This is a genomic window from Vibrio brasiliensis LMG 20546, from assembly GCF_000189255.1.
Lineage (GTDB): Bacteria > Pseudomonadota > Gammaproteobacteria > Enterobacterales > Vibrionaceae > Vibrio > Vibrio brasiliensis.
In genome coordinates, this window is sequence record NZ_AEVS01000007.1 from 24,691 (window position 1) to 40,833 (window position 16,143).

A 16,143-nucleotide genomic window follows, 5' to 3' on the forward strand; every position below is an offset into this window, starting at 1 on the left:
ATTTTTTATCTTCGAATTCCCTCGCATTGAGACTAACAACTGTCGAGGAAGTTCGTTTAATCCTTCACAAATAGTGCCATCGACTCTAGATGGCTGGTATGCGGAAACATATCAAGCATACCTAATTTCTGTAATTTATAGCCCTGACTGAGCAAGCTTTGCGAATCTCTGGCTAGGGTAGCAGGATTACAAGAAACATACACAACTCGACTCGCGCCAAGCGCTGATATCTGCTCGATGATGCCACTTGCCCCAGCTCGCGCAGGATCGAGCAGTATTTTATCAAATTTCTCCGCTGCCCAGAGCTGACCAGAAACATCTTCTTCCAAATTCGCCTGATAGAAAGAGGCGTTTTCTATCTGGTTAACTTTGGCATTGTAGGTCGCTTTTTCAACCATAGCGTCAACGCCTTCAACACCAGTTACACTCGTCACTTGCTTAGCGATAGGTAAACTAAAGTTACCCAAACCACAGAAGAGATCCAGTACTCTATCCTGTTTAGTGAGCTGAAGCCAAGAGAGAGCCTGCTCAACCATCGCTTGGTTTACCTTCTGGTTAACCTGAATGAAGTTGTTCGGCTCAAACGGAATCGTCGCACCAGCTTCTAAATAGTGGGCCGACTCACCCACCACTCTATTGAGCTGATCACTCTCTGGCATCAGGTAAAGCGTAGCTTGATGCTGCTGGGCGAAGGATTCCAGTGCCTGCTGGTCCTGAGGTTTAAGCGCTTTCAAATGGCGTAGCACAATGACCTTGGTGTTATCACCCTTAACCAACTCTACATGGCCAAGGTTTTCCTGATTGGAGAACTGCTGAAGAAGCTGGTAAAGAGGCTTGAGCAGTGCATCTAACTCCGCATCTAATACCGGGCAGTGAGTGACATTGACGATCTCTTTGCTGTTTTTCTTTCTAAAACCAAACTCGAGCTGACGCGTTTTTTTATTTAGCTTGATACTCACTCGAGCGCGACGTCGATAGCCCTTGTCGTCACCTATAATTGGGGAATCCAGTTCGATGCTTTGTCCGGCGAACTTACTCATAAGTTGACTGAGTGTCTGCTGCTTATACTCTTGCTGTGCATCGCTGGACAAATGCTGCATATTACAGCCACCACATTCATGGTAGTGGGCACAAAATGGCTCAATACGTTGTTCGCTGCTTTTCTGGATTTTGATTAGTTTTGCTCGAGCAAATTTACTCTTGCTCTCAGTAAGCTGCGCTAAAACTTGTTCACCCGGTAGCGCACCTTCGATAAAGATCGGCTTGTTATTTTGATATGCCATGCCCGCGCCGTGATGATCCAGCTTTTCAATCGTGAGAGATTGGTGCTTAGTATTGAGTTGAGTTTTCTTCTTCGGTTGGAAAAAACGCGCCATGTTTTGTGCCTATTTCTTTGGTCTAACGACCCATTGCTCGAATTGCTGCTTGTGTCCCAAGCTTTTATGCTTGAATCATTGTCTGAGCCGACTGAGTTGATTATGCTTAAGGACTCGACGACTTCGAAAAATTTTGGAAGTTATTTTCCCATATCCACACCACGATGTTTAGATAATAATGACAAGATATGGCTTACGCGCCCGCGTTATTACACTCACGTTAGCACCGACCCTTATTATCGGCCTGCTTTTAAGCGCATTTTTCTCTTTCAATCGCTATCACGACTTGGAAAAGCAGGTAATCAACTCTGGTTTGAGTATTATCGAACCTTTGGCAATTGCCAGTGAGGATGGACTAAAAAATAATAGCCGCGAGTCAGTGCGCCGAATCATTAGTTACGCACATCGTAAAAACTCTAAGTTTGTTCGCAGTATTGCGGTATTCGATTACAACCATGAGCTGTTTGTTACCTCAAACTTCCATCCCAACTTCGAGCTGCTCACTTTTCCACGAACTGAACCCATTCCACTGTTAGTAAAACAAGAGTTACAAGAGAATACCCTGATTCTACGGGCGCCAGTGATTGCTGAGTCGGGACTGGTCGCGACAATTAAAGGGCAAGGAGCCGGTCCAGCACTCGGATATGTTGCGATAGAACTCGATCTCTCTTCGTTACGTTTGCAGCAATATCAGGAAATCTTTTCTGCCTTTTTAGTTCTGCTCATCGGCTTAGGCCTGTCGGCGGTGTTTGCATACCGACTGATGTATGACGTTACTCGCCCTATTTCGCATATGAAAAACATGGTTGACCGTATTCGTCGTGGCCACCTTGATGTACGTATCGAAGGTAAGATGCATGGTGAGTTAGACTCATTAAAAAATGGTATCAACGCCATGGCTGTCTCGCTGTCTGAGTATCACGTTGAAATGCAGCACAGCATCGATCAGGCAACCTCTGACTTACGTGAGACTCTTGAACAGCTTGAGATTCAGAACGTAGAACTGGATATCGCCAAGAAGCGCGCCCAAGAAGCAGCACGAGTTAAATCTGAATTCTTAGCCAATATGTCCCATGAGCTACGTACTCCTCTAAACGGTGTCATTGGCTTTACCCGTCAGATGCTCAAGACAACCTTAACCAATAGCCAGACCGACTATCTGCAGACGATCGAAAAATCGGCCAACAACCTGCTTAACATCATCAATGACATCCTAGACTTCTCCAAGTTGGAAGCAGGTAAACTGGCTCTGGAAAATATTCCGTTTGATTTCCAAGGTTCATTAGAAGAAGTAGTGAGCTTGCAAGCGACCAGTGCCCACGAGAAGGGGCTGGAGCTGACGCTGAAAATCGATCCTAAGATCCCTGCAGGACTCGTTGGTGACCCACTGCGTATTCAACAGGTGCTGACCAACCTGGTCGGCAACTCAATTAAATTTACTGAGCGCGGCAACATCGATATCAGTGTAGAGATGCGCTCACAGAAAGATGATTTAGTCGAACTGCAATTTATGGTTCGCGATACAGGTATTGGTATTTCGGAACGTCAGCAATCACAGTTGTTCCAAGCCTTCAGCCAGGCAGACGCAAGTATCTCGCGACGCTATGGTGGTACCGGCCTCGGTCTGGTCATCACCCAGAAACTGGTTAGTCAGATGGGCGGCGAGATCAGCCTGACCAGCCGTCTTCACCAGGGTTCTACTTTCTGGTTTACTCTGCGTCTGTCAGCAACCGATATGCCGGTCAGTGAACTACTGGAAACTCAGGTTCTTCGTCAACGTTCACTGCTGCTTGTTGAACCAAACATGCAGGCAGCTTCTGTTATTCAGCAGACTCTGGTTCAGGAAGGCTTAGTCGTCACTTACCGCTCTTCACTGCCAGAAGAAATCGAGAAGTATGACTATGTACTGCTCAACCTTGCCCCAAGTCGAGACAATGATATAGCGACAGTACAAACTTGGGTTGAGCAGGCAATGCGCTGCGCTCCTCACGTAGTGGTAGGTACGCCGAGTACCAGTCTGGCACTGTCTGATCACCTGATTCAGAAATACCATATCCACTGTATTACCAAGCCACTATCCCGACGTAAGTTGCTACAGACATTGGCGGCGAACCAAGAGAGTATTCCTCTGCTAGAAAGTGTCGATGAGAACAGGGAAACCCTGCCTCTGACAGTGATGGCGGTCGATGACAACCCTGCTAACCTGAAACTGATCAGTGCCCTGCTGCAAGAACGAGTCGAACATGTGATCACCTGTACCAATGGTATTGATGCGGTCAAGCAGGCCGAAGCTCAACATTTCGATATCATTCTGATGGATATCCAGATGCCTCATATGGATGGTGTGACGGCGTGTGGCAAGATCAAGCAAACTGAGTTAAATGCAGGGACACCAGTTATCGCCGTTACCGCTCACGCAATGAGTGGCGAGCGTGATCGCTTGTTAACAGCAGGTATGGATGACTATCTGACTAAACCAATTGAAGAGCATGTCTTACAGCAGGTTTTGATGCACTGGAGCCCTCATACTAAGGAAGAAGAGTTAGAAAAACTCGATATCATGAGTTCTGCCGTGGTAATCGAAGGTCAGGCTGAAGAAGTCGTCCACACTGAGCACAACAATATGATCATCGACTGGCAAGCGGCACTAAAGCAGTCGGCTAATAAAGAAGATCTTGCCCGCGATATGCTGCAGATGTTGGTCGATTACGTTCCTGAAGTCAGCGCTATTGTTGAAGGAGCCTTAGAAGACGACCACTTTGATACGGCACAACTGATTCATCACGTCCATAAACTCCACGGCAGTAGTTCTTATTGTGGTGTACCGAGACTAAAGAACATCTGTGCAACGATCGAAAAAGAGCTTCGTTCAGGCACTGATATCGAAGAGATAGAACCTGAACTGTTTGAGCTGCAAGATGAAATGGAGAAGGTTGTCGCGAGCGCTAAACCCTATCTGGCAAACTAGCTACCATCGCTAGAAATCTGATGATAAAAACGGAAAGCGTTCTTACTAGCCTGCTTTACTGAATACATAGCCTGGTCTGCCTGATGGACCAGCTTTTCAATATCTAGCTCAGAAGAAGAGTCTATTGCCAAACCGATACTGCAGCCGACCGATACCGGCTGCTGATTGAAATCTACTGGCTGATTAGCTAAATGGATTGCCTGCTGAGCGATATTCTCTAGCAGAGCATCATCTCTTTGCTGAAGTACCAGATAGATAACAAACTCGTCACCACCGATTCGCCCCACGACTCCGGGTATATTGCTTTCCGATTGCAGGCGAGAAAAACGCTGTGCAACATGAGTTAATATCGTATCCCCTGCAGCATGACCGTAGGTGTCATTAACCGCTTTAAAACCATCTAGGTCAATAAGAAGCAAGGCAATGTACTGACTTCTATAGGTGGCAGCCCGGACATACTTTTCACAGCCCAGACGATTCTTAAGTCCGGTGAGAATATCTTGTTCGGCGAGCTTACGGTAATACTGCTCCCAATGCTCAATCTGTCCTCTCAGTTCTCGCTCTCGTTCAATCGCCTGACGAGAACTGTCAATGAAAGTATTGACACTATGCACGACGACGCCAAGCTCATTATTGCGATTGGCTTCATCAATAGGAATCGTCTCCGCTTTGCCCGGCGTTATTGAATAGAGGGAATTAGACAACGCTGTCAGAGGGTGACCAACTATGCGCTCAAAGATTAAAATCAATGCCACAACGGTAACTAAAAACTGCACCACAACAAATAGCAGTTGATAGAGCACTTTAGAGAGCGCTTTTTTCTGTAATACTCGTTGATTACTGTGAATATAGAGCGTACCGATTGACGAGCCATCCGTTGGTGAATAAAGGCGATAAGTATTGGCGTTTTGCCATACGTTGCTTTCATCATCCAGAATGCGAACCGACGAAAAAGCCACCCCATCCTGACCTTCAAGCATGACTGCGTTGATTTCCTGATGGAGCATTAGTGCATCAATCACCTCATTGGCAATTTCACTATTGTTAACATAAACCGCAATCGCGGCTGAGCCAGATAACGAGAGAGCAAGCTTCTGCTCAAGCTCATTATGGCTTCTATCCGCCTGTTCAATACCGGTTGGCACCAGAATCAATAAGGCGATACTCAGATAACAGAATGCCAATAGCGATACCATTTTTAGCATTCTGTTTGATAACGATTGTACTTTGGGCTTATTCATCGATAGCTAAAATAACCTTCACGCCAGATTCCTGTGCTGGTAACACTTCGGTGTAGCCAACCGCCTGCGGGTTAGATAAAAGTTTGTCAATTAATAGCTGTTCAGCTTCCACTTGCTCAGGTGCGCGCATACTGCCGGAAAACTTAAGTTTGGCCCAATAAGCATTAATTTGGCTTTCACGCATATTGGTTACACGCTGGAAAAAACGACGCCGGCTATCACCGGTGCGATCGAGAACTTGATTGATGTAGGTCGTACCAAGCAGCTTCTTCCTCCCTAAATAGAGGTCGGCGATGTCGTCGATATCTTCCACTGTCATGTCAGAAATTGGACTGTCATTACCGACCACCACATACAGCTGAGCATTAACGTGGAAGCTTACTATTAACATTAGGAGGTAAAGAGGTATACGCATACTCCCTCCTCCTAAAAGATAAAGTTTAGGTTAAGGGAATAGACTTGAGCATCCCGCCCCTGGCTTATCGCGCTCACATCAGCAGCCCATAAACCATACCCATAGTCCTCAATATCGATGTAATCGACCTGAGCCTTCAAAGCGAACTGAGGTGCAATATCCCAACGCATACCCAATGAATATGTTTGCTGATCAATCCGAACTGAATTAATACCTACCTGAGCGCCGGTTTGAAGGAGTGCAAATGAAGGGTCAACGACTGACCAGTCGGATTCAGCCTGATAATAGGAGTGCTCTGGACTAAAACGGCTATAAATAACATAGGGTGTAACGCTATTAACTGTGTAGCCAAGCATACCGTAGCCACCCGTTCCCTGCGGGATAGATTCTTTGTCGGCATTAATATGGAACAACTCCGTCTTGAATGTCCATAAGCCATCAAAGTAGTGCACTGCTGCCTGATAGTAATCAACCTCTTCACCTTCAAGTGTGATCAGGTTTTGCGCGGTCGCCGCTTCTTGACTAATTTGCGGGATATTCAGCGCGGAGAGCTGACCAAGCTGGTTTTGCAGGCTGTTGATGCTGGCACCCTGAGCAACGCTTAGTGAGCCAACATGAGCATAAGAGAGTTGCCAGGTCCAGGAGCCTTGCTCCACTTCGAATGAGGCGCTGAAAACATCTTCGATTTCCGCTTTATAAGATTCGATGGTTTGCGGAACCTCACCCATTTGCTCATTACGGCCATACTCGAGTTCGAGTGACCAGTTGAAGTGAGAGTTATTTGAGAAGTAACTGACACCAACACCATCAAGGGAGTTAAAAACGATACCGCCATAGAGTTCTTGTGGTGGTCTGACCCACAAATGAGCAAAGTCGATATCACGACTATCGGCAGCGATATAAGCGCTGACACCGATTCGACCAGCACGGAAACTCCAGTGCTCATTGGGTACATAACGAATAAAGGCGAGTTCGGTTAACTCATCAAAGTCATTCTCAACACTGTTGTCGAGCAGCCACTGAGTCGTCAACGACCATTGGTGATTGAGCATAGCATCGAGCTGAACACCGATATTGGAATCAGTATCAAACGAGCCGTTATCTGCAACTTTCGCAGTATGAGTGATATCTCGACGATAAGCGATATCGTCTTCATTTTCGTAAGCGTAACCAAGAGTACCAAAGCCGGACGCTTGCCACTCAATTGCTGTAGCATTACCACTGAAAGCAAGTAGCAGCATGCTAGAGAGCACGGTTGCTTTTATTGATTGGAATTGAATGCGCATATCAAGCTGCCCTTAACAAGTAAAATCAGCCAAACGTATAAATCAGCCATAACCATTCAGTTATGCAATAACTTTATAAACTAATGACTTAAATTACCAATCCGGGTTCTTTTTTTGCGCTATAGACAAGAAAAGCGACCTTAGGCCGCTTTTGCTTCGAGAATGACGGTTGCTACTGCGTAATGCCGCTCATCTGATATAGAGAGGTGTATATGGGCCACTTGCATGCGCTGAGCAATCTCAAGCGCCTTACCCGATAAGGTTAAGACCGGTTTACCCAATTCATCATTGGTGATTTCAAAATCGTGAAAACTCACGCCAAGCGCAATGCCTGTCCCTAGCGCTTTCGAAGCCGCCTCTTTAGCGGCGAAGCGCTTAGCTAAAAAGCGCCCTTGCTGCTTCAGGCCAGCCATTTTCGTTAGCTCATTATCAGTCAGAATACGTCTGGCAAAAGGTTCACCACTGCGGGTGAACGCTTTTTCTACTCGTTCGATTTCAGCAATATCAGTGCCTAAACCAACTATAGCCATAGCTTAACGACGCGCTTCAACCATTAGAGCTTTCATATCAGCAACCGCTTTATGAAGACCATCAAATGCGGCACGGCCAATGATAGAGTGACCAATGTTCAGCTCATAGATTTCTGGGATCGCAGCAATTGGAGCAACGTTGTGGTAAGTCAGACCATGACCTGCGTTGACTGTGATACCCAGATCAGCAGCGTAGCTTGCACCTGCAGCGATTTTTTTCAGCTCATCTTGCTGATCTTCTTCGGTTTCTGCATCCGCGTAATGACCAGTATGTAGTTCAATGAACGGAGCGCCACACGCTTTCGCTGCATCGATCTGTTCACGGTCAGCATCAATAAACAGCGATACCTTGATACCCGCCTCAGTCAGTCTTTGAGTTGCGTTTTTCACTTTTTCAAGCTGACCAACAACATCCAGACCGCCTTCAGTCGTTAGCTCTTCACGCTTCTCTGGTACCAAACATACGTATTCAGGCTTTGTCTCTAGAGCAATCTCGACCATCTCTTCTGTTACGGCCATCTCTAGGTTCATGCGTGTTTGTAGCGTTTCACGTAAAATACGTACATCACGATCTTTAATATGACGACGGTCTTCACGCAGGTGAATAGTAATACCGTCTGCACCCGCTCGCTCAGCAACTTCTGCCGCATGAACTGGATCAGGGTACTTAGTACCTCGCGCGTTACGCAAAGTCGCAATGTGGTCGATATTCACACCTAGGTAGATTGAGCTCATTTTCCAATACTCCGTGCTTGATACCAGATTCATCAATCATCTACTGATCAATGTTTTTGGTATAGGGAACCCTTGCTCTGGATATAAACAGTTCCCGGCTTTTTAATGGTTTGCCGCCAAGATACGGCTTTAATGCTATACGTGTAAAGCGTTTTGCTGCTTTAAGTTGTTCTTTTGTGGTGAATCTACGTTCACTGATGGCAATCAGCTCACTGCCGTAAAAAGTCAGATTATCTTTACGTACCGAGGCAATAAAGCCTTTTTGCTCCCGATAGCGATATGTCATGTTTGGCTCAACAGGTTCACCTGTGCCAGCACAGTGCATAAAGTCGACTCCGTACCCCATTGCCGAGAGCATAGCTAGCTCAAATCGTCTCAAGGCAGGCTCTGGATTATCACACTGAGCCAGTTCAGTTAAAGCATGTAAGTAGTCATGGAACAGCGCTGGCATCGGGACTTCTGCCATTAAAACACGCCCCACCAGCTCATTAACGTACATCGCTGAGTAGAGGTTAATACCAGACAGCGGCAAGCCAAGGCTAATTGGCTCAGCCTGACGAAGCGTTTTCATCGAGCCATTACCCGACCACTTAAGCAACAACGGGGTAAATGGCTGTAATGCACCTTTGAGATTAGAACGTTTACTGCGTGCCCCTTTTGACATCAAAGTGACTCGCCCGTACTCCTCACTAAAGACATCAAGGATTAAACTTGATTCACTATAAGGACGGCGGTGCAAAACAAAACAGCGCTGTAAGCCATCAGAAGACATAGAATCTGCCAGATAAATGTTACATAAAAAATAAGGAGCCCATTGGCTCCTTATTTGGTATTAATCGGAGCGAAGCGTCAAGCCTCGCACTCGTTATAGGTCATCAATGTAGCCAAGTGAGCGAAGTGCACGCTCATCGTCTGCCCAACCTGATTTAACCTTAACCCAGGTTTCAAGATAAACCTTACGACCGAACAGCTCTTCCATATCAAGGCGCGCTTCACGACCAATAGTTTTGATCTTTTCGCCGCCTTTACCAATAACCATTTTCTTCTGACCGTGACGCTCTACAAGAATAAGGGCATTGATATGGAAACCGTCAGTTTCCGGGTTGTAATCAAAACGTTCGATTTCAACTGTCACTGAGTAAGGTAGCTCTTCACCAGTAAAGCGCATCAGTTTTTCACGTACAATCTCTGATGCCATAAAACGCTGTGAACGGTCTGTCACGTACTCTTCAGGGAAGTGGTGCGTTGCTTTTGGTAAGTGCTCACGAACATGCTTACGCAGTACATCGATGTTTTTGCCATGCTTTGCAGAGATAGGCACAACATCAACAAACTCCATCTTCTTCGACATTTCCATCATGTGTAGCATGACGTCATTGCGGTCTTGTACGTTGTCGACTTTGTTGACACACAGCACGACAGGGAAGTTAGATTTCTGGAGCTTGGTCAGAACCATCTCATCATCACTGGTCCAGTGCGTACCGTCGACCAGGAAGAAAACCAGGTTTACATCACTCAGTGAAGAGTTAGCCGCGCGGTTCATCAAACGGTTAATCGCACGCTTTTCTTCGATGTGTAGACCAGGAGTATCGACGTAGATTGCCTGGTAATCACCTTCTGTATCGACACCCATAATACGGTGACGAGTTGTCTGAGGCTTACGTGAAGTAATAGAAATCTTCTGACCTAAGATACGGTTCAGAAGTGTCGATTTACCTACGTTTGGACGACCTACAATCGCCACAAAGCCACAGTGTTGATTTTCTGGCGAACTTGCTTGCTCGGTATTCGATGAGAAAAACGCATCGATATCAAATTCGTTGTTGTCTGTTGAATCAGTCATTGGTCAGTTGCTCTAGTGCTAATTCAGCAGCCGCTTGTTCTGCCTTGCGGCGGCTGGTGCCTTTACCAATAACAGGTTGTCCAATACCTGCTACATCACACGAAACCGTAAATTCTTGGTTATGTGCTTCACCTTTAATATTAGTCACTGTGTAAGCAGGTAGTGGTTTTCTTCGACCCTGAAGGAACTCTTGGAGACGAGTTTTCGGATCTTTTTGTGAAACCCCTGGCTTAATCGCATCAAGACGAGTTTTGTACCAACTCAGAATAATGCCGCGCACCACTTCGATATCACTATCCAAGTAGATTGCACCAATGATTGCTTCTACAGCGTCAGCAAGGATTGAATCACGACGGAATCCGCCGCTCTTTAATTCACCTGGACCTAATTTTAAGTGATCTCCTAGTTCGAATTCACGACCTAGTTCCGCAAGTGTATTTCCACGTACTAATGTTGCACGCATGCGGCTCATGTCCCCTTCATTTACTTTCGGGAAACGATGGTAAAGATCATCAGCAATGACAAAACTTAAAATTGAATCGCCCAGAAACTCAAGACGCTCGTTGTGTTTTCCATGAGCACTGCGATGGGTCAGTGCTAAGCTGATTAGCTCTGCATCATTAAATTGATAGCCGAGCTTTTTCTCTAGTTTTGCAATAGGAGAATTCATGCTCTCTCATTCATAATTTCGAATTTTCTAAATAGTTGATATCACAGCCAACAACGCTGTGGTACCAACTATGACGAAAATTTAGTTAATACCACCGATGCGGTTAAACCTAACACCAGTTGGAATCCAAGACGGTAGAACACTGTCTGCATCGCGTTCAAACTCGAAGCTGATCCAGATAGCCACTGCTTTACCGACCAGGTTTGCTTCTGGAACAAAGCCCCAGTAGCGACTATCGGCACTATTGTCACGGTTATCGCCCATTACAAAGTACTGACCTTGAGGTACAACCCACTCATTCACACCATTACGCGGTTGATATAACTCAACGCGATCACGACGCAGCGGGTTAACCAAAATCTGGTGGCCAACTTCACCCAATTTTTCATCCAATTGAATTAATGGAATACCGTTTTGAATGAACTGGCTCTCTTCTACATTTGACAGTTTCACTGGTTGGCATGTGCTCTCACCAGCAGCCTGAATGCAGATCTCTTTCTTATTGTTGTAGCGAACCGTATCACCCGGCAGACCAACAACACGCTTAATGTAATCAATGTTTGGCTGTGGTGGATATTTAAATACGACGATATCACCACGCTCTGGCTTACCCGTTTCAACTAACTGAGTGCGCCAGACCGGATCTTTCAATCCATAAGCGTATTTTTCTACTAAGATGAAGTCACCAACCAACAGCGTTGGCATCATAGAACCCGACGGGATCTGAAACGGTTCGTAAATGAATGAACGTAATACCAATACCGCAGCAATGACCGGGAAAATAGACACACTATTTTCAATCCACCATGGCTGAGTCTTCACCTTCTCCAGAACTGCAGCATCCAAACCATTGGTTTGAGCTTCAACTTCAGCCAGTTTCTCTTGACGCTTTTTAGCAAAAACCAGCTTTTCCAGAACCCAGACAACGCCTGTCACCAGAGTAACAATCACTAGGATGAGTGAAAATGTATTCGCCATTGACTTCCCTTATCTCAAAAATACGAAAGTGAAAGAGCAGAACTCTTCCACTTACCAATTAAATTTGTTTCTAGTAATCCCATCAATAGTTGTTGCTACAGCCAGGCTGAAAGCAACAACGCTGTGGTGCCAAATATGGCAGGGATTAGTCTTTACCTACGTGCAGAATTGCAAGGAATGCTTCTTGAGGCAATTCAACGTTACCGATCTGCTTCATACGTTTCTTACCTTCTTTCTGCTTCTTCAGTAGCTTCTTCTTACGGCTCACGTCACCGCCGTAACATTTCGCGATTACGTTCTTACGTAACTGTTTAACCGTTGAACGAGCGATAATGTGGTTACCGATAGCAGCCTGAATCGCGATATCAAACATCTGACGAGGGATGAACTCTTTCATCTTCTCAACTAGCTGACGACCACGAGTCTGAGATTGATCTTTGTGAGTGATCATTGCCAAGGCATCAACAGTGTCACCGTTCAGAAGTACATCAACACGTACCATGTTAGACGCTTCAAAACGCTGGAAGTTGTAATCAAGTGATGCGTAACCACGAGAAGTTGATTTCAGACGATCAAAGAAATCAAGTACCACTTCTGCCATTGGAATATCGTAAGTCACCGCAACCTGGTTACCGTGGTAAACCATATCTACCTGAACGCCACGCTTCTCAACACACAGAGTAATAACGTTACCCAGGTACTCAGAAGGAACAAGAATGTTACAGCGAGCGATAGGCTCACGGATCTCTTCGATATCGTTCACTGCAGGTAGCTTAGCCGGGCTATCTACATACAGAAGGTTACCGTTGGTCTCTTCAACTTCGTAAACTACGGTTGGAGCTGTGGTAATCAGGTCAAGGTCGTATTCACGCTCCAGACGCTCCTGAATGATTTCCATGTGTAGCATACCAAGGAAACCACAACGGAAACCAAAGCCTAGTGCGGCTGAGTTTTCTGGTTCGTAGAACAGTGATGCGTCGTTCAGGCTTAGTTTGCCCAGAGCGTCACGGAAGTTCTCGTAATCATCAGACGATACCGGGAACAGACCAGCATAAACCTGAGGTTTTACTTTCTTAAAGCCAGGTAGTGGTTTATCACAACCGTTTTTAGCCAGTGTTAGCGTATCACCTACTGGCGCGCCAAGGATGTCTTTGATACCACAAACAACCCAGCCAACTTCGCCAGTACGTAGAGTATCTGTATCAACCTGTTTTGGCGTGAAGATACCAAGACGGTCTACACCCCAAACCTGACCTGTACTCATTACTTTGATCTTGTCGTTTTTCTTCAGTTCGCCATTCTTAATTCGAACCAGAGAAACAACACCAAGGTAGTTATCAAACCAAGAGTCAATAATTAGGGCTTGTAGTGGCGCTTCAGGATCACCTTCTGGTGCCGGAATTGCAGAAACGATGTTCTCAAGTACATCATCTACACCGATACCTGTTTTCGCACTACAACGAGTCGCTTCCATCGCATCAATACCAACGATTTCTTCGATCTCTTCCGCTACACGCTCTGGATCAGCGGCTGGAAGGTCAATCTTGTTCAGGATTGGCACAACCTCTAGATCCATTTCGATCGCAGTGTAACAGTTAGCAAGAGTTTGAGCCTCTACACCCTGACCCGCGTCCACTACAAGTAGTGCACCTTCACACGCCGCTAGCGAGCGAGATACTTCGTATGCGAAGTCAACGTGTCCAGGAGTATCGATGAAGTTCAGCTGATAAGTTTCACCATCTTTCGCGGTGTAGTTTAGCGTCACACTCTGTGATTTGATGGTGATACCACGCTCACGCTCTAGATCCATGGAGTCCAGAACCTGTGCGGCCATTTCACGGTCGCTTAATCCACCACATACTTGGATCAAACGGTCTGATAGGGTCGACTTACCATGGTCGATGTGGGCGATAATCGAAAAGTTACGAATGTGCTTCATGATTTGGTGTGACTAAACTCTTATAAATGGGGACAAGAAAGCCGTCTTGTGACGGCATTTCAATCAAGTTGGCAGATTCTACCCAATTTCTAGCCGCTTCGCACTAGCTAATTGGCTCACCTAATACCCTTAATAATATGACTTGCTGTGAAGATTGCTGCTCTAATCTGGAAGATAATCTTTTTGCTAGATAAATCCCGCCCACCGTTGAGCAAGCAGAAGCGAGGATCACAACACCCTCGCCCAAAGAAAACAGAGGTGCAATCCACCACTGCGCCACAAAGGCACCAATGATCATCGCGAACAGTGGCAATAAGTAGACTAAAGCCGCAGACTGCAGAACACTCTTCTCTGGCAGGCCGATCTCGACAACCTGACCTTTCTGCACCGCTTTATCTGTCACTAAATGCCAATGAAGGGACTTATTACCGACGGCCTTTGAAACAATGCCGGTTCCACAACTTTTTTTGCGACGAGCAACTACTGCAGCTAGTTTGTTGTTCACAACTCAGCTCAACATCGAATCCAGAGGCAATTTGTTTAACCTCAGCGACTGTCGCTAATGCGGTCATCATGGGGTAGTACTCTCAACCTTAACAAAGGTGACTGATTGAGCTATGCGTTTCGCTGTTGCCGGTGGAATATCACCGATTACCGAAATTTCATGGCTGCCACGCACAAAGCTGTGCAAAGTACGACGACCCTGCCTAACCAGTTGCCCCTTCAGTGACAAGTCATCACTATCAGAAACATAAATGGAGAAATTAAACAGACCATCGCTGTACATCTGACTCTCAACCATACGATCGGTATTGTTCATTCTGTAGCGATTAAGCTCCTTGGGCTCAAAGCCACTCGGAATCCAGCCTACGCTCCAGAAAGAGTCAGTAACCTGCCCTTTAGGTAACGAGAGAACTTCAGGCAATTTAACCTGATTTAGACCACTCATTGCCTGAGCAATCTGCTCATTAATACTAAATGAGATGGTACGGTACTGTTCTAATACTTCGCCGTCACGGTCGACAAGATCAGCTCGCAGTGGCAGCTTACTCTTTTCGTCAACCCACAACACATATGAGTAACGCTGACCATCTTTAGGTACAACGCGAAGAACCTGACACGCACTCCCCGCTTCACGAGCACGTCCTACCGGAATAAAGTCATAGAAGTCTTTCAGCTTATCCACATTCGAGTTGAGCAGCGGAATCGTCGGAGCAACCAAGTTACCTGACTCAATAGTGAAAGGCTCAATGCCAGGCTCGATGTAACTGATCTCGTCTCCTCGACGAATCACTTCGCGAACCGGACCACTGAGGTAGATCAGGTGAGCGAGTTGTTTATCATCAGATCGGGCGTGGCGGTACAACAGCGGTTCAATGCTGTTCTTCTTGATTAAGATATAAGACAGTTCGTAGTTTAAATGCTGACTTGCCTCGTTCATTTGATGCAACAAAGCCTCTGCAGAATTATCCTCCGCAAAGGCCATTGTTGTATTCAAACTGAACAGTGTCAGCGCACTGATCAGAATTTTTTTCATTCAACTACCGTTTCAGGATTATCGCTGTGCTCTAGGCCGTTATCACTATTCAAGCGTAGCTGTAATTCGTAGTCTTGTAACATCGCATTGATGCGACGACGTTGTTCCTGAACATTAATTTCATTACTGTTCGGCTGTTCTACCGAAGAGCGAGTAAGACTTACTGGCTCTGCACTTCCTGAGAAAGGAATGGTTTGCAGAACAGGTAAAGTTTCCGCTTCTGGCACACTCGCATCAGAGCCACCATATTGCTGCACGCCAAGAATCACTACCAGTGAGACACAGGCAGCCATAGCAACCTGACCAAACTGGTTCAACCAAGCTGGCATTTGGCGGCGGGCTTGTGACGGCGTCGGTTGAGACTCAACACGACGATGCTGTTCTAACTGAGTTACTGTTGAGTGCGCAGGCTCATCTTCGAGTGCCAGCGCCACGCTTTCAGCAATATTCCACTCCGGTTTTTCCGGAGCCTCACCACGCATTACATCACCAATTAAATGATAATTTTGCCATGATTGTAGGCTTTCTTGGTCTTGCTCTAATTCACTTATCAGAGCTTTATCAACCAACTCTCCATCCATGAGTGCTGAAAGTTTCTCTTTGTCAGCCATTATTTTCACCATTA

14 protein-coding genes and 1 pseudogene are annotated in these 16,143 nt (G+C 46.0%); 1 reads left to right on the forward strand and 14 read right to left on the reverse strand.

The features are described 5' to 3' along the window. Positions 1-56 precede the first annotated feature (56 nt). Positions 57-1,376, reverse strand: coding sequence for a 23S rRNA (uracil(1939)-C(5))-methyltransferase RlmD (rlmD, locus tag RH46_RS00870; RefSeq protein WP_006877495.1), 1,320 nt, complete (start codon positions 1,374-1,376; stop codon positions 57-59). Between the two features lie 178 nt (positions 1,377-1,554). Between rlmD and barA the strand changes: the two genes are divergently transcribed. Then, entirely contained in the window at positions 1,555-4,344 is a 2,790-nt protein-coding gene (gene barA / locus RH46_RS00875) for a two-component sensor histidine kinase BarA (protein WP_006877496.1), read from the forward strand. Here the strand turns inward: barA and RH46_RS00880 are convergent. The 13 genes and pseudogenes from RH46_RS00880 to RH46_RS00940 all read right to left on the reverse strand — a co-directional run bounded on the left by RH46_RS00880 (position 4,341) and on the right by RH46_RS00940 (position 16,129). Continuing rightward, the gene (locus tag RH46_RS00880) at positions 4,341-5,585 is read right to left on the reverse strand and encodes a GGDEF domain-containing protein (protein ID WP_006877497.1); all 1,245 of its coding nucleotides are present in this window, start codon (positions 5,583-5,585) and stop codon (positions 4,341-4,343) included. The genes barA and RH46_RS00880 overlap by 4 nt on opposite strands. Next, positions 5,578-6,000 (reverse strand): hypothetical protein, encoded by a 423-nt coding sequence (locus tag RH46_RS00885; RefSeq protein ID WP_006877498.1) that lies wholly within the window; start codon positions 5,998-6,000, stop codon positions 5,578-5,580. Before RH46_RS00885 ends, RH46_RS00880 begins: the two co-directional genes overlap by 8 nt. Before the next feature lie 11 nt (positions 6,001-6,011). Then, complete coding sequence (locus RH46_RS00890; protein ID WP_006877499.1) at positions 6,012-7,286, reverse strand: hypothetical protein; 1,275 nt, start codon at positions 7,284-7,286, stop codon at positions 6,012-6,014. A 140-nt stretch (positions 7,287-7,426) separates the two neighbouring features. Beyond that, on the reverse strand, positions 7,427-7,816 hold the full coding sequence (acpS, locus tag RH46_RS00895) for a holo-ACP synthase (protein WP_006877500.1): 390 nt from the start codon (positions 7,814-7,816) through the stop codon (positions 7,427-7,429). A gap of 3 nt (positions 7,817-7,819) precedes the next feature. Beyond that, complete coding sequence (pdxJ, locus tag RH46_RS00900; protein ID WP_006877501.1) at positions 7,820-8,551, reverse strand: pyridoxine 5'-phosphate synthase; 732 nt, start codon at positions 8,549-8,551, stop codon at positions 7,820-7,822. Between the two features lie 40 nt (positions 8,552-8,591). Beyond that, positions 8,592-9,323 (reverse strand): DNA repair protein RecO, encoded by a 732-nt coding sequence (gene recO, locus RH46_RS00905; RefSeq protein ID WP_006877502.1) that lies wholly within the window; start codon positions 9,321-9,323, stop codon positions 8,592-8,594. Positions 9,324-9,416: 93 nt separating this feature from the next. Beyond that, positions 9,417-10,394, reverse strand: coding sequence for a GTPase Era (gene era / locus RH46_RS00910; protein ID WP_006877503.1), 978 nt, complete (start codon positions 10,392-10,394; stop codon positions 9,417-9,419). Continuing rightward, on the reverse strand, positions 10,387-11,064 hold the full coding sequence (rnc, locus tag RH46_RS00915) for a ribonuclease III (RefSeq protein WP_006877504.1): 678 nt from the start codon (positions 11,062-11,064) through the stop codon (positions 10,387-10,389). Before rnc ends, era begins: the two co-directional genes overlap by 8 nt. 81 nt (positions 11,065-11,145) lie before the next feature. Then, a complete protein-coding gene (gene lepB / locus RH46_RS00920) occupies positions 11,146-12,042 on the reverse strand; it encodes a signal peptidase I (protein WP_006877505.1) in 897 nt (298 codons plus the stop codon). Between the two features lie 145 nt (positions 12,043-12,187). Next, the gene (gene lepA, locus RH46_RS00925) at positions 12,188-13,981 is read right to left on the reverse strand and encodes a translation elongation factor 4 (RefSeq protein ID WP_006877506.1); all 1,794 of its coding nucleotides are present in this window, start codon (positions 13,979-13,981) and stop codon (positions 12,188-12,190) included. A 103-nt stretch (positions 13,982-14,084) separates the two neighbouring features. Further along, a pseudogene (locus RH46_RS00930) lies at positions 14,085-14,556 on the reverse strand (SoxR reducing system RseC family protein). Further along, a complete protein-coding gene (rseB, locus tag RH46_RS00935; RefSeq protein ID WP_006877508.1) occupies positions 14,553-15,518 on the reverse strand; it encodes a sigma-E factor regulatory protein RseB in 966 nt (321 codons plus the stop codon). The pseudogene RH46_RS00930 and the gene rseB overlap by 4 nt, the downstream one beginning before the upstream one ends. Then, on the reverse strand, positions 15,515-16,129 hold the full coding sequence (locus RH46_RS00940; protein WP_006877509.1) for an RseA family anti-sigma factor: 615 nt from the start codon (positions 16,127-16,129) through the stop codon (positions 15,515-15,517). The genes rseB and RH46_RS00940 overlap by 4 nt, the downstream gene beginning before the upstream one ends. Between the last annotated feature and the right edge of the window lie 14 nt (positions 16,130-16,143).

What these genes read in the sequence shown, in the direction of transcription:
- era (WP_006877503.1), bottom strand. Translation starts at nt 10,394, where the DNA reads ATGACTGATTCAACAGACAACAACGAATTTGATATCGATGCGTTTTTC.
- lepB (WP_006877505.1), bottom strand. Translation starts at nt 12,042, where the DNA reads ATGGCGAATACATTTTCACTCATCCTAGTGATTGTTACTCTGGTGACA.
- acpS (WP_006877500.1), bottom strand. Translation starts at nt 7,816, where the DNA reads ATGGCTATAGTTGGTTTAGGCACTGATATTGCTGAAATCGAACGAGTA.
- recO (WP_006877502.1), bottom strand. Translation starts at nt 9,323, where the DNA reads ATGTCTTCTGATGGCTTACAGCGCTGTTTTGTTTTGCACCGCCGTCCT.
- RH46_RS00885 (WP_006877498.1), bottom strand. Translation starts at nt 6,000, where the DNA reads ATGCGTATACCTCTTTACCTCCTAATGTTAATAGTAAGCTTCCACGTT.
- lepA (WP_006877506.1), bottom strand. Translation starts at nt 13,981, where the DNA reads ATGAAGCACATTCGTAACTTTTCGATTATCGCCCACATCGACCATGGT.
- RH46_RS00890 (WP_006877499.1), bottom strand. Translation starts at nt 7,286, where the DNA reads ATGCGCATTCAATTCCAATCAATAAAAGCAACCGTGCTCTCTAGCATG.
- barA (WP_006877496.1), top strand. Translation starts at nt 1,555, where the DNA reads ATGACAAGATATGGCTTACGCGCCCGCGTTATTACACTCACGTTAGCA.
- pdxJ (WP_006877501.1), bottom strand. Translation starts at nt 8,551, where the DNA reads ATGAGCTCAATCTACCTAGGTGTGAATATCGACCACATTGCGACTTTG.
- RH46_RS00940 (WP_006877509.1), bottom strand. Translation starts at nt 16,129, where the DNA reads ATGGCTGACAAAGAGAAACTTTCAGCACTCATGGATGGAGAGTTGGTT.
- rnc (WP_006877504.1), bottom strand. Translation starts at nt 11,064, where the DNA reads ATGAATTCTCCTATTGCAAAACTAGAGAAAAAGCTCGGCTATCAATTT.
- RH46_RS00880 (WP_006877497.1), bottom strand. Translation starts at nt 5,585, where the DNA reads ATGAATAAGCCCAAAGTACAATCGTTATCAAACAGAATGCTAAAAATG.
- rseB (WP_006877508.1), bottom strand. Translation starts at nt 15,518, where the DNA reads ATGAAAAAAATTCTGATCAGTGCGCTGACACTGTTCAGTTTGAATACA.
- rlmD (WP_006877495.1), bottom strand. Translation starts at nt 1,376, where the DNA reads ATGGCGCGTTTTTTCCAACCGAAGAAGAAAACTCAACTCAATACTAAG.